24 protein-coding genes are annotated in these 20,601 nt (G+C 62.8%); 7 read left to right on the top strand and 17 right to left on the bottom strand.

Going from position 1 to position 20,601, the window contains the following annotated elements:
* Positions 1–99: 99 nt before the first annotated feature.
* On the top strand, positions 100–600 hold the full coding sequence (locus AC1Z36_RS05260) for a DUF456 domain-containing protein (protein WP_208294262.1): 501 nt from the start codon (positions 100–102) through the stop codon (positions 598–600).
* On the opposite strand, the gene AC1Z36_RS05255 is transcribed toward AC1Z36_RS05260, so the two are convergent.
* Genes AC1Z36_RS05255 through AC1Z36_RS05240 form a run of 4 tightly spaced genes read right to left on the bottom strand, consistent with a single transcriptional unit; the run spans position 597 to position 4,019 of the window.
* The gene (locus AC1Z36_RS05255; protein ID WP_105656169.1) at positions 597–1,202 is read right to left on the bottom strand and encodes a response regulator transcription factor; all 606 of its coding nucleotides are present in this window, start codon (positions 1,200–1,202) and stop codon (positions 597–599) included. The genes AC1Z36_RS05260 and AC1Z36_RS05255 overlap by 4 nt on opposite strands.
* Positions 1,199–2,353 (bottom strand): sensor histidine kinase, encoded by a 1,155-nt coding sequence (locus AC1Z36_RS05250; RefSeq protein ID WP_181148762.1) that lies wholly within the window; start codon positions 2,351–2,353, stop codon positions 1,199–1,201. Before AC1Z36_RS05250 ends, AC1Z36_RS05255 begins: the two co-directional genes overlap by 4 nt.
* Positions 2,350–3,105: an ABC transporter permease gene (locus tag AC1Z36_RS05245; RefSeq protein ID WP_105656167.1), complete on the bottom strand. Its 756-nt coding sequence runs from the start codon at positions 3,103–3,105 to the stop codon at positions 2,350–2,352. The genes AC1Z36_RS05250 and AC1Z36_RS05245 overlap by 4 nt, the downstream gene beginning before the upstream one ends.
* Positions 3,102–4,019, bottom strand: coding sequence for an ABC transporter ATP-binding protein (locus tag AC1Z36_RS05240; protein ID WP_105656166.1), 918 nt, complete (start codon positions 4,017–4,019; stop codon positions 3,102–3,104). Before AC1Z36_RS05240 ends, AC1Z36_RS05245 begins: the two co-directional genes overlap by 4 nt.
* A gap of 347 nt (positions 4,020–4,366) precedes the next feature.
* Between AC1Z36_RS05240 and AC1Z36_RS05235 the strand changes: the two genes are divergently transcribed.
* Positions 4,367–5,041 carry a DedA family protein gene (locus tag AC1Z36_RS05235; protein ID WP_388023432.1) on the top strand — a complete coding sequence of 225 codons (675 nt, stop codon included), beginning with the start codon at positions 4,367–4,369 and terminating at the stop codon, positions 5,039–5,041.
* 3 nt (positions 5,042–5,044) lie between these two features.
* Here the strand turns inward: AC1Z36_RS05235 and AC1Z36_RS05230 are convergent, their stop codons facing one another.
* Together AC1Z36_RS05230 and AC1Z36_RS05225 are read right to left on the bottom strand one after the other, a co-directional pair.
* Positions 5,045–5,401: a DUF2695 domain-containing protein gene (locus AC1Z36_RS05230; protein WP_105656164.1), complete on the bottom strand. Its 357-nt coding sequence runs from the start codon at positions 5,399–5,401 to the stop codon at positions 5,045–5,047.
* Positions 5,402–5,505: 104 nt separating this feature from the next.
* The gene (locus AC1Z36_RS05225) at positions 5,506–6,702 is read right to left on the bottom strand and encodes a pyridoxal phosphate-dependent aminotransferase (RefSeq protein ID WP_105656163.1); all 1,197 of its coding nucleotides are present in this window, start codon (positions 6,700–6,702) and stop codon (positions 5,506–5,508) included.
* A gap of 238 nt (positions 6,703–6,940) precedes the next feature.
* Here AC1Z36_RS05225 and AC1Z36_RS05220 point away from each other — a divergent pair, with 238 nt between their 5' ends.
* The 3 genes from AC1Z36_RS05220 to AC1Z36_RS05210 all read left to right on the top strand — a co-directional run bounded on the left by AC1Z36_RS05220 (position 6,941) and on the right by AC1Z36_RS05210 (position 8,341).
* On the top strand, positions 6,941–7,069 hold the full coding sequence (locus AC1Z36_RS05220; protein ID WP_286134044.1) for a hypothetical protein: 129 nt from the start codon (positions 6,941–6,943) through the stop codon (positions 7,067–7,069).
* A 24-nt stretch (positions 7,070–7,093) separates the two neighbouring features.
* Positions 7,094–7,942: a fibronectin type III domain-containing protein gene (locus AC1Z36_RS05215; protein WP_286134067.1), complete on the top strand. Its 849-nt coding sequence runs from the start codon at positions 7,094–7,096 to the stop codon at positions 7,940–7,942.
* A gap of 153 nt (positions 7,943–8,095) precedes the next feature.
* Positions 8,096–8,341, top strand: coding sequence for a hypothetical protein (locus tag AC1Z36_RS05210; protein WP_105656161.1), 246 nt, complete (start codon positions 8,096–8,098; stop codon positions 8,339–8,341).
* A gap of 50 nt (positions 8,342–8,391) precedes the next feature.
* Here the strand turns inward: AC1Z36_RS05210 and AC1Z36_RS05205 are convergent, their stop codons facing one another.
* The 6 genes from AC1Z36_RS05205 to AC1Z36_RS05180 all read right to left on the bottom strand — a co-directional run bounded on the left by AC1Z36_RS05205 (position 8,392) and on the right by AC1Z36_RS05180 (position 13,695).
* Positions 8,392–8,877, bottom strand: coding sequence for a carboxymuconolactone decarboxylase family protein (locus AC1Z36_RS05205; RefSeq protein WP_286134043.1), 486 nt, complete (start codon positions 8,875–8,877; stop codon positions 8,392–8,394).
* Between the two features lie 94 nt (positions 8,878–8,971).
* On the bottom strand, positions 8,972–10,183 hold the full coding sequence (gene rlmN, locus AC1Z36_RS05200) for a dual-specificity RNA methyltransferase RlmN (RefSeq protein WP_166650787.1): 1,212 nt from the start codon (positions 10,181–10,183) through the stop codon (positions 8,972–8,974).
* Positions 10,184–10,381: 198 nt separating this feature from the next.
* The gene (locus AC1Z36_RS05195; RefSeq protein WP_146112211.1) at positions 10,382–10,702 is read right to left on the bottom strand and encodes a hypothetical protein; all 321 of its coding nucleotides are present in this window, start codon (positions 10,700–10,702) and stop codon (positions 10,382–10,384) included.
* Between the two features lie 32 nt (positions 10,703–10,734).
* Positions 10,735–11,868, bottom strand: coding sequence for an FAD-dependent oxidoreductase (locus AC1Z36_RS05190; protein ID WP_105656157.1), 1,134 nt, complete (start codon positions 11,866–11,868; stop codon positions 10,735–10,737).
* On the bottom strand, positions 11,861–12,589 hold the full coding sequence (locus AC1Z36_RS05185) for a methyltransferase domain-containing protein (protein ID WP_286134635.1): 729 nt from the start codon (positions 12,587–12,589) through the stop codon (positions 11,861–11,863). The genes AC1Z36_RS05190 and AC1Z36_RS05185 overlap by 8 nt, the downstream gene beginning before the upstream one ends.
* Positions 12,574–13,695, bottom strand: coding sequence for a type III polyketide synthase (locus tag AC1Z36_RS05180; RefSeq protein WP_105656155.1), 1,122 nt, complete (start codon positions 13,693–13,695; stop codon positions 12,574–12,576). Before AC1Z36_RS05180 ends, AC1Z36_RS05185 begins: the two co-directional genes overlap by 16 nt.
* Positions 13,696–13,862: 167 nt before the next feature.
* On the opposite strand from AC1Z36_RS05180, the gene AC1Z36_RS05175 reads away from it, so the two are divergent.
* A complete protein-coding gene (locus tag AC1Z36_RS05175) occupies positions 13,863–14,528 on the top strand; it encodes a GntR family transcriptional regulator (protein ID WP_105656154.1) in 666 nt (221 codons plus the stop codon).
* A gap of 39 nt (positions 14,529–14,567) precedes the next feature.
* Here the strand turns inward: AC1Z36_RS05175 and AC1Z36_RS05170 are convergent, their stop codons facing one another.
* The 3 genes from AC1Z36_RS05170 to AC1Z36_RS05160 form a co-directional block, all read right to left on the bottom strand.
* Complete coding sequence (locus AC1Z36_RS05170) at positions 14,568–15,230, bottom strand: GOLPH3/VPS74 family protein (RefSeq protein WP_105656153.1); 663 nt, start codon at positions 15,228–15,230, stop codon at positions 14,568–14,570.
* Between the two features lie 60 nt (positions 15,231–15,290).
* Positions 15,291–16,463: a hypothetical protein gene (locus AC1Z36_RS05165; RefSeq protein ID WP_146112210.1), complete on the bottom strand. Its 1,173-nt coding sequence runs from the start codon at positions 16,461–16,463 to the stop codon at positions 15,291–15,293.
* A 78-nt stretch (positions 16,464–16,541) separates the two neighbouring features.
* Positions 16,542–17,279, bottom strand: a complete 738-nt coding sequence (locus AC1Z36_RS05160) for a sulfite exporter TauE/SafE family protein (RefSeq protein ID WP_146112945.1) — start codon at positions 17,277–17,279, stop codon at positions 16,542–16,544.
* 101 nt (positions 17,280–17,380) lie between these two features.
* On the opposite strand from AC1Z36_RS05160, the gene AC1Z36_RS05155 reads away from it, so the two are divergent.
* Positions 17,381–18,556 carry an FAD-dependent oxidoreductase gene (locus tag AC1Z36_RS05155; protein ID WP_105656150.1) on the top strand — a complete coding sequence of 392 codons (1,176 nt, stop codon included), beginning with the start codon at positions 17,381–17,383 and terminating at the stop codon, positions 18,554–18,556.
* Positions 18,557–18,560: 4 nt separating this feature from the next.
* Here AC1Z36_RS05155 and AC1Z36_RS05150 read toward each other — a convergent pair whose 3' ends face one another.
* Positions 18,561–19,592: an agmatine deiminase family protein gene (locus tag AC1Z36_RS05150; protein ID WP_219844106.1), complete on the bottom strand. Its 1,032-nt coding sequence runs from the start codon at positions 19,590–19,592 to the stop codon at positions 18,561–18,563.
* Positions 19,585–20,562: a nitrilase-related carbon-nitrogen hydrolase gene (locus AC1Z36_RS05145; RefSeq protein ID WP_105656149.1), complete on the bottom strand. Its 978-nt coding sequence runs from the start codon at positions 20,560–20,562 to the stop codon at positions 19,585–19,587. Before AC1Z36_RS05145 ends, AC1Z36_RS05150 begins: the two co-directional genes overlap by 8 nt.
* Positions 20,563–20,601 lie beyond the last annotated feature (39 nt).

Raw genomic sequence — 20,601 nt, 5'->3', positions numbered from 1 at the left:
GTTTGTTCGTCAGCTCGGCATTCGGAACAAATATCCCTGAATTCTTGTCCTGCTTGACGGTGCGCCTCATGCAAGGATGCAGTGTGCGAAACTGGGCATGTGGATGCACAAATTATTTACACGATTATCGCCGGGCTGCTGCTAGTTGTATCGGCATTGGGCACCATCTTCCCGGTGCTGCCCGGCTCGTTGCTGACGATCGGCACGCTCTTGGGCTGGGGCTGGCTGCTGGGTTCCGGCGCTTCCTGGTGGGCGGCCGGCCTGGGCATGGCGATCGCCCTGCTGGGCTGGTCCGCCTCTGCGATCCTGACCGGCAAGAAACTCAAGGAACATCAAATCCCCAAGGGTTCCATTCTCTTTGCGGTCGTGGGTGCCATCGCCGGTGCTTTCCTCATTCCCGTGATCGGCATGTTCGTCGGTTTCGCAGTGGGCCTATTCGCCGGTGAAAGCGTGCGCCGGCGCGAAGTCTCCGGCGCGCTCGGCTCATCCTGGGCCGCGTTGAAGGCCATGGGCCTGGGCATCGTCGTGGAATTCGGCTGCGTGCTGCTGGCCTCCTCAATTTGGGTCATAGGCCTGATTACCCACTTCGTAACGCGCTAGATCCAGCCCATCTCGCGGGCGTAGCGCGCGGCCTCAATGCGGTTGGCAGTGCTGGTTTTGCCGATCGCATTGGACAGGTGGTTGCGCACAGTTCCCACCGACAGGTGCACCGCCGAGGCAATCTGCGATACCGGCGAGCCTGAGGCGGCCAGTGAAAGGATCTCGCGCTCACGCCCGGTTAGCGGGTTGCTGCGGCTCTCCACGCTGAGCATGGCACGCTGCGGATCCACTACCTTGTCCCCGCAATAGACCCTGCGGATGGCGGCAATCAGCTCGGCCGGCGGAGAATCCTTGACCAGGAAGCCGTGCGCTCCGGCTTCGAAGGCCTGGCGGAAATATCCGGGACGGTCAAAGGTGGTCAGGATCAGCACCTTCACCTCGGCGTGGCTGGCCTTGAGTTCTGCTGCGGTGCGCAGCCCGTCGTGCCGCGGCATCTGCACATCCAGCAACGCGATGTCGGCGGGGTGCGCATCCAGTGCGGCGGCGACCTCGTCACCGTCGGCGCATTGCGCAACGACGTGGATGTCTTCTTCGAGGTTCAGCAAGGCTGCCAGTGCGCCCCGGACCAGGTGCTGGTCATCGGCGATGAGAATCCGGATCACGCTGCACTCCCCTCTGCCTCGAAGGCCACTTGCACGCTGGTTCCGCCCAGCCGCGATGCCCCTACTGTACAACTGGCACCGAATTGCTTGGCGCGTTCCTGCATTCCCCGGATGCCGTGGCCTGGCGTGCTGGCTTGCAGGCCATCCCCGTCGTCATCGACGCTGACTTTTCCGGGTTCCAGATGCAGCACGATGGTGCTGGCGTGCGCGTGGCGCAGCACATTGGTGACCGCTTCGCGCAGGATCCATGCCACATGCGAACGCAGCTGCATCGGGACTTGCTCGGCGGTTCCTGCCACCGTGAATTCGAGGTTGTTGTCGTCGCACGCCTGCTGCAGCTCGGCCAGTTCCCCGGCCAGGTCCTGGCGGCTGAGCCCCTGCACCGTCGTGCGCACGGAGTCCAGCGCGTCCACGGCCAGGGCGCTGAGTTGTTCCAGTTCCCCGCGGGCCTGGGCGTACTGTTCCTGGTCCATCAGGCGCAGGGCCAGCTGCGCCTTCAAATTCAATGCGGTCAGCGAATGCCCGATGCCATCATGCACGTCCCTGGCCACGCGTTCCTGCTCGGCGACCAGCAGGTAGTCGCTGCGGATCTTTTCTGCTGCGGCCGAGCGCCGAATGGCGGCCACGGTAATCGCGTACACCACCATCAGCACGAGGTTCAGGCCGATCAGGAAGATCGCGTCCATGAACTGCCCGTAGACGATCGGCAGCGCGAAACTGAGCACCAGCACCGCGGCGTAGGCCGCGATGGCCCACTTCCTGCTGAGCAAGAAGATCGCGAAGGAGGTGATGAAGGGGAAGAGCCCCATGGTGGTCAGCCCGATGACCGGGATGCCCAGGGCGATAATCGCGCAGAGGACCAGGAAGTTCGCATGCGCCCTGCGAGCGCTGGTTCCGCCTTGCCCGATGTTCTGGGAGAATTTGGCGTACGACTGCAGGTAGACGGCGGCGAAGAGGGCGATCAGCGCCAGGCCGATGATCCGGGTGGGCAGCGTGTAGTCTTCCACGAGAAGGTCCAGCACCGGGAAGACCAGGAAGATCACCCAGACGCCGGCGATCAGCCAGCCTCGGCGATCCCAGAATTTCTGGTCCTCGTCGATCTCGCAGAGCGGATCGTCCGCTGGCGCGGCGCCGGGCAGGTTGCGGCTCACTGGCGTGCCTTGGCCTTCCTGGTGGCGAGTACCGCGAAGAGAACGAAGATGAGTGCCCATGCCACTAGGTTAGCGGTTGGGATCCACAATGCGTCCGGGGCCATTTCGACTCCGGCGGGCATGTCCTTGAGCAATGGGTAGCGGGCCAGTGCTACGTAGCCGTACATCGGGGTGAAGCGGGCCGCGTCGAGCATGCCTCCTTCCAGGGGCATGAAGACATTGCCGAAGAAGGCGAAGAACACCATCAAGCCTGAGGCCAGGCCCAGGGCCGATTCGGATTTGAACACCATGCCCACCCCGATGCCGTAGCAGGCGAAGACCATGGCGCCGAGCAGGATGATCAGGTAGCTCGCTCCCCAGATCCAGCCTTCTTGCACTTCGGCTCCAGTCGCGGCGCCCAGGGCGAAGACTACTGCTGCCGAGGCACCGGCTACGGTGGCCGCGACGATCATCTTGCTGCTGACGAACATGGCCGGCGGCATTTTGGTCAAGGCTATTTGCCTGCCCCATCCCTGCATGGTTTCGGTGGCCACGGTCCCGGCGATTGCCACAGTGCTGACCGCCGCCCCGTAGGCTGCCATGGAAATCATCAGATAGAACTTCACGTTGCCTGCGCCCAGCTCGAACTCGGTGTAGCTGGGGATGTTGCCGAACAGGATGTACATGGCGGCGGGCAGCAGCAGGGCGAAGATCAGGTTGTACCCATCGCGGAAGTGCCGTGCGAATTCCACGCGGATGTAGGTGCTCATCATGATGCGTCCTTGGTCAGCTGGATGAAGGCCTCTTCCAGGCTCGGCGAGGAAATTTCCAGGTCGTAGCCCTGGTAGTCGGCGAGCAGGGCGGCCGCGAAGCGGTCCGAATCGACGCTGTGGAAAGCGAAGCGCAATCCGTTGCGTTCGGCTACCTGCACCGAATTATCAAAAGCTCCGGCTCGTTCGGCATGCTCCGCCGAGGGGAAGGAAGCGCTGACGGTGCGTCCGGAGATGAGCTTGCGCAGCTCTTCGGTGGCGCCGTCGGCGACAATGCGGCCTTGGCTCATCAGCACGGTGCGTTCTGCGAAGTTCTGGGCTTCTTCCAGATAGTGCGTGGCGAAAATGACGGTGCGCCCTTCGGTAGCTTCTTCTCGCATCGTGGCCCAGAAATCCCGGCGGGCCATCACGTCCATTCCGGCAGTTGGCTCATCGAGGATCAGTACATCCGGGTCGGGCAGCAGAGCCAAAGCGAACTTGATGCGCTGCTGCTCGCCGCCAGAGCATTTGCCCACGCGCCGCTTGGCGATTTTATCCAGCCCCGTGCGTTCCATGACCGGCCCAATGCGATCTGCTTGCTCATGCATGTGGGCGATGACTGACACTGTCTCCTTGACGGTCATATCGCGCAGCAACCCACCGGTTTGCAAGACGGCAGAGACCCTTCCAGCGGAGATGGCTTGGCGCGGATCCAAGCCGAGGATTTCCACCGACCCTCCTGTGGGTTGGGTCAGGCCCAGGATCATGTCCACGGTTGTCGTCTTGCCAGCTCCGTTGGGTCCTAGGAAGGCCACGATCTGTCCGGTCTGGATCTGCAGGTCAATGCCCTTGACTGCTTCAACTTTGCTGCGCGGCGTTGAGAAGGTCTTCTTCAAGCCGCTGAGCGAAACTGCATTCGTTCTAATCAGCGTTTCCATGCTTCTTAGTCTTCCCCCTTTGCCGGGTGTGCAGAAGAGCAGAAAGTCATGCGTTGTCCATGACCGTTGTCATGGACCGAATCCAGGTGGCTCGATGCAACCTCGCCGACTTTTACGTCGAATCCCGCTGTGAGCTTGGCAACTTGCCGCTTCCCAATGCTCCCTCGGCTCTCGTTGCTGGCCCCGTGAAAAGCCATGATCACTACGGGTCAACGAACAACTTGGAGATTTTCGCCCTTGTGGCCGGGTTGTCCCCCATCAGAGATTACGGATGGCACTCTGGGAAACTCACAGCGTACTCACGTAGGATTTTTGCTGTGCTAGATCATTCTTCGTTTCTTTCCCTTGTGACCGATTATGCGGCTCCAACCATGGGCGCGGCTTTCCTGCCCGACTGGTTGAACCCAGTCGTCTTCCTGAACAACCCCGCGCTTGGCCCATGGGTCTTGCTGCTGGTTTGCGCCATTGTCTTCGCCGAGACCGGCTTGCTGGTGGGCTTCTTCCTGCCAGGCGACTCGATGCTCTTCACCGTTGGCATGCTCATTGCCACCGGCACCATCCAAATTCCGTTGTGGCTCTTCGCCGCCGCGATCTTTGTCTGCGCCTTCGCAGGTGACCAGACCGGCTACATCATTGGCAAGAAATCCGGACCTGCCATCTTCAAGAAACCGGATTCCCGCTTCTTCTCGCAGAAGAACGTTGAGCGGGCCCACGAGTTCTTCGAGAAGTTCGGCGGCCGCGCGGTGATCCTGGCACGCTTCGTTCCAGTGGTCCGCACCTTCGTCCCGGTAATCGCTGGCGTAGCGAGGATGAACCACAAGACCTTCATCCTCTACAACCTGATCGGTGCCGCCCTGTGGGGTATCGGCGTCACATTGCTGGGTTATTGGCTGGGCCAATTCACCTGGATCGAAGAGAACATCGACCTGATCTTCATCCTGATCGTCCTCATCTCGGTGATCCCTATTGGTGTTGAACTGCTCAAGGCCCGCAAGCCGAAGAGCAAGACCCCCGAAAACTGATCTTCAAGCACTTCGGCGGCGGAACTGACCGCCGCCCCACTGTACGCCGCGGCGCATCAACCAATGTTCACATGGTTGGATTGTGCCGCGGCGTACTCCTTTGCAGACAAGATTTTCGTCATTGTCCACGGCTTGAATCGCTTCACGCGTGATCGGGCGGATGGCATTGGCCAGCACTTCGCAGTCGCAGAATCCGCCCAGCAGCTGCATTTTCCGGTCAATCGCGGTAGCTCGCGGAGCGCTCGCATCGCGATAAGACAAGAGGAAGAGATGGGTCCCGTCGCATCCTTGCGCGCAGACCGCACGATACAAATAGCACGCAAGGCATTCATGTTCGACAGGTTCGAGTACTGCAGGCATTGGTGGCTCCTTGAAACAGTGGATGGCAGTAACGAAGCGTTACTGCCATCCACTGTCCATTTTGAAGCGCCGCGCGCAGCGCATTGCTCACCTAATGTGGAAAACTAGCTTCCTGCCAAGCTCTGCCGTAGGAAAGCCGCAACGCGTTCCAGGGCTTCTGCCACACGCTCATATCCGGCCGCGAAGGACAAGCGGATAAACAGGTGGCCTTCGAACGGATCAAAGTCGCCGCCAGGGGTCAGCGCAACATGCGCATGCTCCAAAACCGCTTGGCAGTACTTGCCCGCAGAACCGAAATGCTCCAAGACTTCGGGGGCCAACCGGCCGTAGAGGTAGAAAGCCCCATCGGCGGGAGCTGCCTCGCTGATGCCCAAGCTGCTGAAGTGCTCCAACACGTGGGCTCGGGTGCGGGCGAACTCGTCCACGCGCTCATTGGCTTCATCGAGGCTCCGCTGTTCAAAGGCAGCTACCACCGCGCGCTGTGCTGGCGCTGGAGCGCACAAGGCGAGGTTCGAAGCCAGTGCGTCCACCGTTGGCACTAGCTCATCGGGCACGATCATCCAGCCCAGGCGCCAGCCGGTCATCCCCCAGTATTTGGAGAAGGAGGAGACAACGATGGACGAGCGGGAGAACTCCCACGAGGTATGTGCCTTGCGGTCTGGGACGAATTCAATGCCGTGATAGATTTCATCGCTAATCAGCCGCACATCATTTGCTTCGCACCAGGTGGCCAAGTCCGAGAGCTCGCCTGCGCTGAACATGGTTCCGGTGGGATTATTCGGCGACGCAACAACCAGCCCATCGAGGCGTCCATGCTCCTTCTTGGCCGCCTCAAGCAGCTGCACGGTGGGCTGGTAACGCTGCGCTGCACCGGTGGGCAGGTCGACAACTTCCAGCCCCAGGGCACCCAGAATATTGGCGTAGGCCGGGTAGCCGGGACGGGCCAGCGCCACCACGTCTCCAGCATCGAAGGCTGCCAAGAACGAAAGCTGGAATGCACCGGAGGAACCTGTGGTCATCACGAAGTTCTTTGCGGGGATCTGTAAGCCATAGGTATCGAGGTAGTGCTTCGATAAGGCCTGTCGGGTTTCGAGCAGTCCCGCAGTTGAGGTGTACCCGAAGTCGGCATGCTCGGCATGCAGCTTCGCGGCCAGGTCATTCACGGCCGCTGGAGCACCGCCGCCAGGTTCTCCCACGCACAACGAGATCACGTCGTGGCCGGAGGTCCGCATCGTGGCGACCTGATCAACAATTTGCATCACTTCAAAGGGAGCTACCTTGGAACGCTGGGAGGCTTGCACTGTTTGTCCTTCTTTTCGCAGGCGTGGAAAACCGAAGCGCCCTCGCTTTGGTCTTCTCAGCTATCTGCTTCAAGGCTATCGGCTCCAGCTTGGTATTAGTGCGCGAGACAGCCGGTGAGCAGGCTCACCGACCCAGTTCACCCTTCGTTTGCCTCATATCCACCCTTGGGGCACGCGCCCCGGGCATCCTCAAGGTACCCGCCTTTTGCAGGCGACACCTCGCACAGGAGAACGCACTATGAACAACAAGCCCCTCTCGGCCGCACTTGCCGCCGCTGTATTGATCCCGTTGGTCTTGGCGCCGGCAGCCAGCGCCGCTGCTCTGCCAGGAACCGCTGCTTCCGCGCTTCCAGCGGTAACGGCCTAGTCCCCAGAACCGGGTTTCCGCGTACTGCCCTACCTCCAAGCTCCTGCTGCCACGTCGATGACCATCAACTGGATCAGCGAAACCGATGAGCCGGGCACGATAAGCCTCTCGGGACCGGGACTGGGAAAGTCCGGGAAGCAGAGCAGCGCACCACAGTACCTGGATCTCATGGAATACACCCGGGCCGAACTTGATCAGCAGATCGAGGGCTTGGAACAGGGCTCGTGGTTGAAGTCGAATTCGAACTACAAGCACTCGGTGACCCTCCAGGGCCTGCTGCCCGGAAAGTCCTACAACTACACCGTGACCCAATCAGGAGAAACCCACAGCGCGGCTTTCAAAACAGCTCCCAAGGGCGGGGCGTGGAAAAACGTGCGCATCATTGCGTTCTCAGATTCTGAAACCGAACCACGCGGACGCACCGAACACCGCGAGTGGGAGCTCTCCCCGGTCAACGGCTACACCGCAGATTCCATCCAGCGTCCGGGCGCGGGGTCCAAATGGGACCAGCAGTTCGGCATGACCACCCGCAACGGCGAACCGACCCTGCGCTACCCGCTGGACCAGTCCACCGCATTCAACGAGAACCTCAAGCACATCGAAGCTGCCGATCCGGACCTGGTCATGATGGCAGGCGATCTCACCCAGGGTTCGGGATACCAGCCGGCGTGGGATGAGTTCTTCGGCCATGTGGCCGGCGAGCATTCGGACTTGGCCTCCAGCGTTCCGCTGCTTCCAGCTTTGGGCAATTGGGAAACCTATGCGGCGCTGAACGGCGGCTACGGCACGGAAACCGACCTTGACCCCGGTTCACATTTTCCCCCAGCAGGATTCGGAATACCAGTTGGAAAAGACCGAGCGACGCGCCTATGACGACGTCGTGAGCTTCGCGGTAGGCAAGGATGGCGTGCCGCTGGCGAAGTAGTGCCCACGGCAGCGACGACTTGTCGCCACGGCTGCACGTAGTGGAGTATTGAAGCAGACGGCAAGACGCTGGTCAGAGCATCGTAGAGAGTAAGGCAGCAGATGAGTGAGCAACGCGTTTTCAAGGCAGTAGTCGGCAAGGAAGGCGGCTGGTGGAACATCTGGGTTCCGGAATTGGACCATGTGACGTCCACCCGGAAATCACGCAAGATCGCCCTTTACACCCGCTCACTGATCGCTGCGGTTCTGGGGATTGACGAGTCTTCATTCCGCGTGGAACGAGAAGTGGTCAGCGCCGAGGAATTCGAACGCCGCTACACCGAAGCCGTACGCAAAGCCAACGCCTGAGTTCGTATTGGCCGCCGTTTACCCCCACCCGGGCAAACGGCGGCCTTTTGCTATTTGTCCGCCTTTTCCAGTTCGCGTTCCTTGACCGGGTGGCGCGAAAGGATGGAAATCCTGTTGAAGGCATTCATGGCGACGGCGATCCATTGGATGGCTGCCACTTGCTCATCGCTGAGCACCAGCCGGGCCGAAGCCACCGCTGCTATGCGCTCATCGGGATTAGGCAGGTCCGTGGCGGCTTCTGCGATGGCCAACGCTGCGCATTCTTCTTCGCTAAACAGGCCGCCGCATTCATCCCAAGTGCTCAGCAGGTTGATGCGTTGCAGACTCTCCCCTGCGTCCAGTGCCTTGCGGGCGTGAAGGTCCAAGCAGTAGGCACACCCATTGATCTGCGAGACGCGCAGGTTGATCAGCTCGGCGGTGCGGTCGCTGATTCCGGCTGCGCGGTAGGACTTGGCGACATCTTTGGAAAATCTGCCAATCGAGTTCCATAGCTCTGGATTGGTCTTATCAAGGAAAAGCGGGTCTGAAACGGCCATATCAGAACCATACATGCAGTCGTAGACCTCCTGCACGAAGAGGGGTCGTTAACGCACCGTGGAGACCAGCGAAAGCTGGTCTCCACGGTAAATGCTACTTGTCGCCGTCGGCTGCGAGCTGGCCGCAGGCGCCGTCGATTTCCTTGCCTCGGGTATCGCGCAGCGTGGTTGGCACGCCGAGCTCATCGAGGCGGCGAACGAACTTGGATGTGATATCCGGTTCGCTGCGGGTCCAAATGGAGCCCGGCACCGGGTTCAGCGGAATCGGGTTCACGTGCACCCAGCCGCGGCCGCGCGCGTTCAGCTTCTTGGCCAGCATTTCTGCACGCCATTCGTGGTCGTTCATGTCCTTGATCAGCGCGTACTCGATGGAGACGCGGCGACCGGTCTTCACGTAGTAGTCGTACGCGGCATCCAGTGCCTCGTCGACCTTCCAGCGCGAGTTGACCGGGATCAGCTCGTCGCGCAGCTCGTCATCCGGCGCATGCAGCGACAGCGCGAAGGTGACCTGGACATTCTCCTCGGTCAGCTTGCGGATCGCCGGAACCAGGCCAACGGTGGAGACGGTGATGCCGCGGGCGGCCATGCCCAAGCCCTCAGGGGCATCGGCGACCATGCGGTGCACGGCGTTCATCACGCGCTTGTAGTTGGCCAGCGGCTCGCCCATGCCCATGAACACGATGTTGCCCACGCGCTCCTCGGGGTGCTGGCGTCCGCCCAGTCCGCCTTCGGCGATCACGCGGTTGGCCTGGACGATCTGGTCCAGGATTTCAGCGGTGGACATGTTGCGGGTCAAGCCCGCCTGGCCGGTGGCGCAGAACGGGCAGTTCATGCCACAGCCGCACTGCGAGGAAATGCACAGGGTGATGCGGCCCGGATAGCGCATCAGCACGGACTCGACCAGCGAGCCGTCGAACAGGCGCCAGAGGAACTTGATGGTCTTGCCATCATCGGTTTCCAGGCGCTTGACCTCGGTGAGCAGCTTCGGGAACATGGCCTCGGCCAGTTCCGCACGGCGCTCCTTGGGAAGATCGCTCATCTTCTCCGGGTCGGTGGTGTAGTGCTGGAAGTAGTGCACTGAGAGCTGCTTGGCGCGGAAGGCCGGCAGTCCCAGTTCCTTCAGCTTGGCCTGGCGCTCGGCCAGGGACAGGTCAGCCAGGTGCGTTGGCGGCTGGGAGACACGGCGCTTGGTGGCGAACTGCAGCTCTGGACGACCATCGGCACCCATCTCCTGCTTCCAGCCTTCGGCGGTTGGAACGACCTGGGCGCGGCCTTCGGCTTCGGCTCGGGACTTGGAGATGCGCATCTGCTGGGCGCGCTGGGCCGCGGCCTGCTCATTGCGCAGTGCCTTGCGTTCTTCGGCGGAAAGTGGGGTGGAATCGATGGAAGTCATTGCTACCTATTGTTTCATGTATCCGCGAGTATTTGGCGGTGAGTTTGGGCACGCAAAAACAGTGCCGCACCGCCAATCTACCGGCGGCGCGGCACTGCTGCATTCGGGTGTTCAGTACTTGAAGGATTCCTTCAGGTGGCCGAGGTTGCCCACGGCACCGGCAAGGTCCATGTCCCCCAGATGCCCGCTGGTGGCAGAGGCCGGTCGGTCTTTGCTCCAGTGCCGGAATCCATCTTGATGCTCGCGGGTGACCACCGTATCACCGGTGCCGGCCATGACCGCCTCCAGCTGGAAGGTTTCGCCCCAGAGGGGCTCGCCATGGTCGGTTTCACCCAGGTAAGCCCTGACTTCTCCGCTGACCGAGCCGTTGGCGAGCTGCTTGTCGATGTGCATTTCCTGCGCCGTTGGGCGCCATCCGGATAGATGCTCCATTCGCAATCAGTCTTCGAAACGTTGCCATTTCGTCATGCGACGGGAACCGAACGCTGTCCGGGACCGGTCATCGTGAAGTCGCGCGCCACCTTCTCATGCAGCCAGGCACTGGAGGCCAGCCGGGAAAACGCCGAATCCCGCAAAGGGACGGCCCAGCGCGGCAGTGCACGGCCCAGCAGCATGTTCGCCTGCGCACGCCGGGCCGCACTGCGGGCGGCCCCGAGCCGCAGGTCGTCCAAGGCTTCAAGGGGTGCCCTGGCGGCAATGAGCTGCACCACCGCCTGCGCATCAGCCAGCCCCAAGCTCAGCCCCTGCCCACCGATCGGGCTGATCTGGTGGGCCGCATCGCCCAGCAGCACCACGCGCCCATGGAGCATCGAGGGCACCATCCGGGTGGCAGTGCCGAAATTGCTGGTCATCGTGCAGGCCTCGGCGTCAAGAAGGTATCCGGTGCGGTCCAAGATGGTCTCGGCCAGCATGCCCGGCGAATCATCGACCTGCGTTTGCTCGATGCGCACCACCCAGCGCCGCCGCGCAGCGGGCAGCGGGAAGGATTCGACAATCCCCTGCTGATGCAGGAAAAGCGCGGCAGTGTGCGCCAGCCCAGTGGTCTCCGGGAAGTCCCCCATCAGGTAGCGGTCCCGATGGTCCCTTCCGGCAAAGCCCACGCCGAGATCCCTGCGGACCGCGGAACGGACCCCGTCGGCTCCGGCCAGCCACAGGGCCCGGTGAACCACGCCGCCAGCGGCAAATTCCACCGCCTGCTCTGACTGCTTAAGAACCTGCTCGAAAGCGCAGTCCATCATCAATGACCCCGGTGCCAGCTGTTCCAAGCGCTCGCGCAGCAATTGCTCGGTGTCCTGCTGCGGCAAGGACAGCACATACGGGTATTGGCCGCCAATAGTGGAGAAATCCATCGAAGCGATACTCCGCCCGCGCGAGATCCCCAGTCCGCCGCGGATCTGCACGCCGCCGCGCTGCACCGCCGGTCCCACGCCGAGCCGCGCCAGGACCTCTTGCGCTGGAGGATGCAGGCCGATGGCGCGCGAGTGGGCTACCGGTGCGCCGCGCTGCTCGAAAACCCGAACGGCATGCCCGCTTTGGGCGAGCTCTATGGCCAGCGCCAGGCCCACCGGCCCGGCGCCGATGATCGCGGCGTCATCCATGGCCGCCAGCTTCCCAGAGCAGCAGGTTGCGGTAGGGCCGCTGCGTGCGCACCTCCCAACCAGGGCGGAGCAATGGCCCCAGTTCCCCCGGCACGAAGCTGCGCCGAATGGAGGTCAGGCCATCGCGCCGGATCAGCGAACTGCCTGCCAGCGGCAGGGTCGCCAGCCCGAACAGGCCCAGCGCCACCGGGGAACGCCGGATATCGCTGTGCAACCCGATCCCGGTGCACAATTGCTCGGTCTCGTCCTGCAACTGGCGCAGCTGGTCCGTACCCAGATGGTGCAGCAGGTGGTTGGAGAGCACCAGGTCGAACTGCTCGCCGTCGGCCGCTAGCCGGGTGCTGGTCGTTTCCCGGAATTCCAGCACCCCGCGCGGCAGCTTGCAGCGTTGCAGCGCTTGCCGGGCGTAGGAGATGGCCCGGGGATCCGGGTCGATACCGCACACTGCCACCTCGAACCCGTCGGCGAGCGCCCAGCGCGCCAGATTCGCCGCAATGTCTCCTCCCCCGCAGCCCACGTCCAGTATCCTGGCCCGGACCCGGCGCGCCAGCAACGGGCGGATGCACTGCACGTAATTGCCCCGCCAGCCGGCTACTATCCGGTTCACCAGAGGGAACTGGGCGTAGGTGCGGCGCAGCAGCACCGGGTCGCAATCCGGGCGGTCCATTTCCTCGATGGCTTCCGCTGCCCGCGCCAGCCGGAGCATTATCCTTGCCGGCATATGGTGAACAGCCCGGATTCCACGGTCAGCCCCGGACCGAATGCCATGGAGCAGACCCTTTCGCCCTGGTCCGCAGAGGCCGCTTCCAGGATTTCCTTGAGCACGAATAGCACCGTGGCGCTGGACATGTTCCCGTAGCGATCCAGGATCGCGCGGGCTGGCACCAGCTGCTGGTCATCCAGGCCCAGCCGGTTTTGCACCCGGTCCAGGATGGCCCGGCCCCCGGGGTGCAGACCCCAATACTGGATCCGGTCCACGGAGAGTTCCGGGTCGGCGTCCTTGGCCAAGAGCGGCTGCAGCGCCCCGGTGATGTGCTCGTCGATGATGTGCGGAACGTAGGTGCCCAGCACCATCTCGAATCCATGGTCGCCGATATTCCAGGCCATGGCCTCCTCGCCCACCGGGGTGAGCACGGTTTCGAAGCCGTCCATTTGCAGCAGCCCGCTGCCCTGCGCCGAGACGATCACCGCCGCGGCCCCGTCGGCGAAGATGGCCGAACCCATGATGGTGTCCGGGTCATTGGAGCTGTGCACATGCAACGTGCACAGCTCGGCGCAGACCACCAGCACGGTGGCTTGAGGATCGGCCAGGCAGAAGTCGCGGGCCGCGCGCAGGGCGGGGAACGCCGCGTAGCATCCCATGAAACCAAGGTGGTGGCGCACGGTGCTCGGTGCCAGCCCCAGCGCCCGCACGATCTGGTAGTCCGGGCCCGGGTTGTAGAACCCGGTGCAGGAGACGGTTATGACGTGGGTGATATCTTCCGGGGCAAGGTCCGGGCAGGCGTCGAGGGCCTTTTTCGCGGCGTTCGTGAACAGCGCGCTGGCCTGCTTCGCATAGATGCCGTTGCGTTCGGCGGTGCTCGGGGAGAGCAACCGGCCTTCAACCCGGTCGTAGAACAGCGGAGTTTCGGGTTCGGGCAGGGAGAGGTCGAATTCATCGACGCAGCTGTACCTGGTGCTGATCGCGGCGGAGTTGAACGAGGTGGCGATGAGCCGTTCACCCAGCCGGCTCAGGTTCGGCTGGCTGGCGAAGACATCGCGGATCTCTTCCTGGGCCAGGGTCGTCGCGGGAACTGCGGTTTGAATCGTGCGGATCTTCACTGACATGACCCGAGCCTAGGACCGACGCGGCGGAAGGTAAACAGTTTTGGCGAATTACCAGCAATAGCCCGGGTATTCTGTTCCGCCGTGCGCGTGGATTATCTATCCCCTGCGAAGAATATGATTATTGTTATTAACATCAGATTCAATCGATCACGCATGAAGAGGTCAGCTTGGCAAAGGCATCAGTTCATTCCCTGGAGGGTATCCGCCGAACCATCCTTGATGGCTTCTGGTCCCCCGGCGACCGCCTTCAGCCGACCACTTTGGCAGAACAGTTCGAGACCAGCACCACCGTGATCCGCGAATCGCTGACACGGCTAGCGGGGGAAAACCTGGTGGTCATCCGCCCAAACCGCGGCTTCTTCGTGCCGGATCTGAACCTGCGCGAACTGGCGGATATCACCGAACTGCGGTGTTCCACCGAGGCACTGGCCGCCCGCTTGGCGGTGGAGCGCGGAGATGTCGCGTGGGAATCGAACTTGATCGCAGCCCACCACAAGCTTTCGCGCACCCCGCGGCGTTTGCCGGAGGAACCTGGCACCGTCAACCCCGCATGGTCCGAGGCGCACCGCGAATTCCACCATGCATTGCTGGTACCGTGCGATTGCCAGCCGATGCTCAAGCTCTCTGCCGACCTTTCGAACTTCACCGAGCTGTACCGCCGCTGGGCTGCCCCGTCGAAGGCCGCAGGCAAGCGCAACGTTGAGAAGGAGCACCAGGAAATCCTGGATGCCGCCTTGGATCGTAATGCAGCCCTGCTCGGCGAGCTGCTCAATAGCCATTACCGCTCCACTATCCAGGTGGTCATGGATGCGGGATTGAGCACCCTGCGCTGAATCATCGCGCAGTAGTCTTTCCTTGCGGGCGCCGTCCAGCTATTTCTTTCCGGGCGCGGGCGGAATGACGCGCTGGGTAACGATGGCGGCGTTCATCGCTGCCACTGCCCGTTGCGCTGAATCGGCTGCCGGTGAATCCTGTGCGAGTTCCGCAATCCGGGACTGCGCTTGGCTTCCCGACATGGGTGCCAGCTCGTCTTCCAGCACATGGTTCACCAGGCCTATCGCCTGCAAGATCGCGAGCACGGTGGTATCGCTGGTTCCCGGGATCTTCTGTCCGTGCAGGGCGCCTTGTAAATCGGTCCGGATCTGGCGCTGGATCTGCTGGTTGATGAGGCGGACCCGTTGCTTGCCCAAGCCCAGCAGTGTGCGTTCGCCGTATTCGATAATCCCGGCCTTGGCCAAGGAATCGGTCAGCGAGCGGGCATCGCACAAGGAATTGATCTTCACCGCTTCGTCGAGGCTCAGATTGCCTCTCTTTTCCAGCTTTTCCAAAGGCGCGGCGAGAACTGGATCCGGGCAGGGGCCGGCACCGATGAGGTGGATCTGCCGATGCTGATCCTCGCTCAACGCCACACGCCCAGCGATCATCAAGTCGGTGATGATGGCAGCATTCATGCCGTATCCCGTAGCTGATACAACTGTCTCCGGCTTTTCGGAGTCATCGGCCATTAGCAAGTAGAGCTTTTCCGCAATCAACATATTTTCAGGCTACCGGCCCGCAGAGGCGAAATGCTTCAGCCTTCCGACGGATATTCAAGTTCAGCCGCCCTTGGCCGCGGACTTCTTCGCCTTGGCTACTTCGGAAGGCGAGTGGGTGGTTCGGGGTTCTGAACGGTCCTGGGTCATCGCCGAAGTCGTGCGGATGAACACCGAGATCCAGCTGAACATGATGGCCACGACCGAGAGCTCGAAACCGGTCAGGTTGTAGTAGGACCATTCGCTCCACAGCTGGAAGGCCGCCCAGATCGCGCCAATGGCCGCGTAGGACAGCATATGGAACACCGCAGGGTAGCCAGGCAGCAGCACGACGGTGCCCAGCAGCAAGAAGATCATGGCTGCCGAGACCATCTGCACGAAGGCCGAATGCACTTCCATGGCCACGTCGAAGGGAACCAAGCCAATGCCGATAATGCCGACCGAGACAATCAGCAGGCACCAGCGCACGAGCCACGGCCGCGGACGCACCATTCGTGCAATCCTGTATCTTTCCAGCGCCGGGCGGCAACGGTAGGACTGCGCCAGGCGGACCAGGTCGCGGGTCAGGAACTCGGTGAAGGCCGCCAGCACCAAACCGGAAATCACCAGGGTGAGGTTGAAGGTCCAGAAGGAGCCCATGCCGGCCTGCGTTGTTCCCAGCGAAGAGAACATGCTCTGCCACCAGCCTTGGTCTTCAGCCAGCAGCATGCTGATCAGCACGCCAGCGCCCATGAAGATGCCCAGCACCACGGAAAGTGATTCCGCGTTGATCCGCGCGGTTGCTTCCAAGGACAGGTAGGCGGAGATGCCCGTGGCGACGCTGACCGCCAACGCGCCTGCCAGCACATCCAGATGCAGCCCGTAGAAGGCCTGTTGGAACAAATGGAACACAACCAGCAGGATCATGACAGAACTGGCTACGTGCACCAATACGAGGCCCAGGGCCGTGATGATCTGGCGCCATTTGGGGATCTTCTTCAGCCACGGTTCACGTGCCCGCAGCATCGAACGGAAAGCATAGGCGCTGCTGGTTCCGGCCGAGACAGCACCGCAAGCGGCGGAGACGATGCCCACGGACAGATCGCCAAAGAGCGGCGGACGCTCGCCGGCAAAGACAATGAGCCCCACAACCAACCCGAATAGGGAACAGAACAGGCCAGCCCACAGGGCACGGCGCTCAATGTCTAGTTCGCTGACTCGTTTGCTGAGAGTTACATCGGGATATTGGGAATGCACGGAGTACATTCTCTCATTTTCATTGAAGAACGTGTACCGCTCGCGGCGCCGCCGCACACCGCGCAGCAGCGCACTGCGCTAGTGGGAGGCCAAGTCGACCAAGCCGCTTGCCATGAGGCTCAAGGCACCGCCGAAGGCAATCAGTATCACGAATGCGCGACTGAATTTTTGCGGGATCCTCGGAGCCAGGTAATTGCCCAGCAAGATGCCCAGCACCATCGCACCAAGACAGGCACCCCACTGCTGCCAATCCAGTTGAGGCATGCCGCCCTTGGCGGCCAGGGACGTCAGCGACAGCACCAGGAAGTAGAGCTGCACGGAGATGGCGAATTGCGCCTGCGGCCAGCGGCTGGCCACAGCGTATCCCGCGATGGCCGGGCCGGAGACACCGGCCGTCACCGACATGAAACCGGAAACTGCCCCGGCACCGACGGCCAATCCCTTGCTTTGGGCCAGCGCTAGATTTCGAATCATGAAACTCGAAACCAGTGCCAGGATCACCATGAACGAAATGCCGATGGAAAGCCATGGACCCTCCAGCGAGTTCGCCAGCCAAGCCCCCGGAACGGTCATGAGCATGGCCGGTATGAGCATGAAGGCGACCTTCCGGTACTCGACCTGACGGAAGACCTGCGCAAAGATCAGCAAACTGCTGCAGGCGCCGAGCAGGTTGACCAGCATGACCCCCTCATGGGGTCCCAAGACCATGACCAGGAAGGGCGAGGAGACCAGCGCGAACCCCATTCCAGAGATCCGTTGCGTGGAGGCTCCCACGAAAACCGCAGCTGCCAAGCCGATTACCGCCACTAGTTGCACGCTGCCTCCGCTTTCCCGATTCCCATCCTCTATTACGTTAGTCCACGGCCAATGAGTCAATTGAATGGAGCCCGCTTCAGTTGGAGTTTTACGCTGTAGAGGTGAGCAATGACGTAGATTTCCTGATTATCGGCGGCGGCGCGATGGGCTCGGCGGCCGCGTGGTCCCTGGCCTCTGCCGGGCACGAGGTCCTGCTGCTGGAACGCTTTGCCCCGGGGCATATGGAGGGCGCCTCGCACGGAGCAACCCGCAACTTCAATCCTGCTTACACCGAACTGGAGTATCTTCGCCTGCTGCAGCGTTCCGACGCTTTGTGGGATTCGCTTTCCGAGCAAGCCGGCACTCTGCTGCTGGAACGCACCGGATTGGTCAATCACGGAATCGTTGCCGAACAACGGGCAATGCAGCAGAGCCTCGCCCACGCAGGATTCGGCAGCGAGCTGCTGAGCATCGCTGCGGCAGAAGAGCGTTTCGCGGGAATGAAGTTCGAGACCGAAGTCCTGCATATCCCCGCCGGCGGCCAGATCAATGCCGATCTTGCGGTAGCTTCGCTGCAGAAGCTGGCCGTAGCGCACGGAGCTGCCGTGGAATACGGGCACCGGGTGACCGCTCTGCAGGTGCTTGCCGATGACCGTGTCGAGGTGCAAGTCCAGCACCAGGGCACCGTTTCGGCTATCCGGGCCCGCCATGCCATCGTCACCGCGGGGGCTTGGACCGCGCTGCTGCTGGGCGATGCGCTCAAGCTTCCTGCCATCCACGTCACCGAAGAGCACCCGGTGCATTTCGCGCAGAAGGACCTGCCGGCGCACTGGCCGGGGTTCAACCACACCCTGGATCCGGCACGGGATATCGGATCACGCGTCTTCGGGCCCATCTACGGCATGCGCACCCCGGGGGAAGGCATCAAGGTGGGCTGGCATGGTTCCGGACGGATCATCGATCCGGAGCACCGGCCGCACCAGGCCAGCGACGAGCAGCTGCGCGGACTGCAGGACTACGCGGCACGCTGGCTTCCGGGAGCGGATCCTTCGCGCTACGAAACGGTGTCCTGCACCTACGCCAACACCGCCGACGAGCACTTCATCCTCGATTCGCTGGGGCCGGTCACCGTCGGCGCGGGATTCAGCGGCCACGGCTTCAAATTCGTGCCCGCCATCGGCGAATACCTGGCCGACCTGGCCCTGGGCCGGCGTGCGGCCGACCCCCTGTTTTCCGCGACTCGCACGGCGGCGAAACCGGTCTTCCTGGAACGCCGCCGCGCGGTCGGCCTGGGCTAGGGGCCTATTCCCGTTCGGTGGCGGGCAGCTGCTGGGTGATGCAGTGGATGCCGCCGCCGCGGGCGAACAGCTCGCGCGCATCCACGCTGGCCACTTCCCGTCCGGGATAGGCCGCCTCCAGGATGCTCGCGGCCTGGTGGTCGTTGGGATCATCGAAGCTGCAGGCGATGACCCCGCCGTTGGTCACCAGGTGGTTGATATAGGAATAGTCCACCCAGTCCTCGGCATCGCGCAGCACCGTCGGCGCCGGAACGGCAATGAGCTCCAGCGCCCGTCCCTGCGCGTCGGTTGATTGCTCCAGCCGTTCGCGCACCGCCTGCGAAATCGCGTAGTCCGGGTGCCGCGGATCCTGCTGGTCGTGGTAGAGCACCACGCCGGGCCGGGCGAAGCAGGCGACGATGTCCACGTGGCCGCGCGTGCCGAATTCCTCGTTGTCGCGGCTCAGCCCGCGATCGAGCCAAATGGTCTTCCGGGTTCCGAGCAGCCGGGCGAACTCGTCCTCTATGTCCTTCTCGGTCTTGCCCGGGTTGCGGCCCGGATCCAGCTGGACGCTGCGCGTGGCCAGTACCGTGCCCTCGCCGTCCACGTGGATCCCGCCGCCCTCGTTGGTGATCGACGCCCGAATCTCCTCTGCGCCAGCAAGGCGCGCGACATGGCCCGCCACCAGTCGGTCCTTGTCCCAGGACGCCCAGCTCTGCGCGCCCCAGCCGTTGAAATTCCAGTTCACCGCCTTGAGCTGGCCCTGTGCGGTGCGCACGAAGCTCGGGCCGGAATCACGCATCCAGGCATCGTCCAGCGGGTGCAGGCAGTAGCTGACCGCATCACCCAGATGGCGCCGGGCTGCGGCTTCGCTGGCCGGGTCCACCACCATCGTGACCGGGGTGAAAGCGCTGACCGCCCGGGCCACGGCGCTCCAGGCGGCGCGGGCCGCTTCGGCCTGCGCTTCGGTTTCTCCCAGCGTGTAGCCGCCGGAGGGAAATGCCATGAAGATGCGCTCATGGGCTTCGGTTTCTGCCGGCATGCGCAACTCAGGCATGGGTCTGCGTCCGTTCTCCCAGCTGGGCGTCTTCGCGCGGCGCCGCCAGCGCCGCGTAGGTATCGGGACGGCGGGTGCGCAGGAAGGGGAAGAGCTCCAGCCAGTCACGCCGGGCGTCCAGGTCCAAGGTGGCCACGAGCACCGCTGAGGCATCGCGCGGGGCGCGGGCCAGGATGCGGCCGTAGGGGTCCGAGATGAATGACGAACCGTAGAAGTCCAGTGCTCCCTCGTCGCCCCACCGGTTGGGGACAACCATGAACAGCCCGTTGGCAATGCCGTTGCCGATGATGGTCTGGCGCCACAGCGGCTCGGTGTCGAAGTCCGGGTGGTCCGGCTCGGAACCGATTGCGGTGGGATAGGCCAGCAGGTCCGCTCCGGCCAGCGAATAGATGCGCGGCGGCTCGCTGAACCATTCATCCCAGCAGGTGGGCAGGCCCATGGCCAGGTCCCCGAGCGCCGCGATGCGGTGCACCGGATAGGGCTCGTCATTGGGCCCTTCGCGGAAGTATTTGTCCTCGTAGTAGCCTGCGGTCCGCGGAATATGCAGCTTGTTGGTCAGCGCGACGATCCGGCCCTGCGGGGAAAGAACCACTGCGGTGTTCAGTCCCAACCCGTCGGCGGCCGGAGCCTTGCGGAACAGCGAGATGTGCACGTGCAGGTTGTACTTCGCGGCCATCTCGCGGGCGAAGGCCACGGTCGGCCCGTTCTCCAGATCCTCGGCGGTCTCGTCCGCGGCGTCGGCGTCCGGGATCTCGAAGGCCGGATATTTGCCCAGGGTCAATTCCGGGAGGAAGACGATGCGCGCGCTATGCTTGGCCGCGCGGGCAATGCCGTCCTCCAGTTCCCCGCGCAGTTCCCGCGGGTCTTCACGCCAGCGGTGCTGCACCAGCGCAATGGTGATCTCGCCGCGCGACTTGGCTTCGGCACGCGCTGGGGAAACGGGTGGTTCAAGGGCCAGGATCTCTTGCATTGGGCTCCCCTTCAGATATTAAACGAATGGTATTCGTTT

It is taken from the genome of Glutamicibacter sp. BS14, assembly GCF_056934375.1.
This window is presented reverse-complemented; position numbering and strand designations above follow the sequence as displayed.

Coding starts and splice junctions, on each gene's coding strand:
- AC1Z36_RS05145 (WP_105656149.1), bottom strand. CDS start 20,562: ATGCAAGAGATCCTGGCCCTTGAACCACCCGTTTCCCCAGCGCGTGCC.
- AC1Z36_RS05180 (WP_105656155.1), bottom strand. CDS start 13,695: ATGTCAGTGAAGATCCGCACGATTCAAACCGCAGTTCCCGCGACGACC.
- AC1Z36_RS05210 (WP_105656161.1), top strand. CDS start 8,096: ATGAGTGAGCAACGCGTTTTCAAGGCAGTAGTCGGCAAGGAAGGCGGC.
- AC1Z36_RS05170 (WP_105656153.1), bottom strand. CDS start 15,230: ATGTTGATTGCGGAAAAGCTCTACTTGCTAATGGCCGATGACTCCGAA.
- AC1Z36_RS05150 (WP_219844106.1), bottom strand. CDS start 19,592: ATGCCTGAGTTGCGCATGCCGGCAGAAACCGAAGCCCATGAGCGCATC.
- AC1Z36_RS05195 (WP_146112211.1), bottom strand. CDS start 10,702: ATGGAGCATCTATCCGGATGGCGCCCAACGGCGCAGGAAATGCACATC.
- AC1Z36_RS05230 (WP_105656164.1), bottom strand. CDS start 5,401: ATGCCTGCAGTACTCGAACCTGTCGAACATGAATGCCTTGCGTGCTAT.
- AC1Z36_RS05185 (WP_286134635.1), bottom strand. CDS start 12,589: ATGCCGGCAAGGATAATGCTCCGGCTGGCGCGGGCAGCGGAAGCCATC.
- AC1Z36_RS05240 (WP_105656166.1), bottom strand. CDS start 4,019: ATGGAAACGCTGATTAGAACGAATGCAGTTTCGCTCAGCGGCTTGAAG.
- rlmN (WP_166650787.1), bottom strand. CDS start 10,183: ATGCGCATCTCCAAGTCCCGAGCCGAAGCCGAAGGCCGCGCCCAGGTC.
- AC1Z36_RS05190 (WP_105656157.1), bottom strand. CDS start 11,868: ATGGATGACGCCGCGATCATCGGCGCCGGGCCGGTGGGCCTGGCGCTG.
- AC1Z36_RS05245 (WP_105656167.1), bottom strand. CDS start 3,105: ATGATGAGCACCTACATCCGCGTGGAATTCGCACGGCACTTCCGCGAT.
- AC1Z36_RS05205 (WP_286134043.1), bottom strand. CDS start 8,877: ATGGCCGTTTCAGACCCGCTTTTCCTTGATAAGACCAATCCAGAGCTA.
- AC1Z36_RS05220 (WP_286134044.1), top strand. CDS start 6,941: ATGAACAACAAGCCCCTCTCGGCCGCACTTGCCGCCGCTGTATTGATC.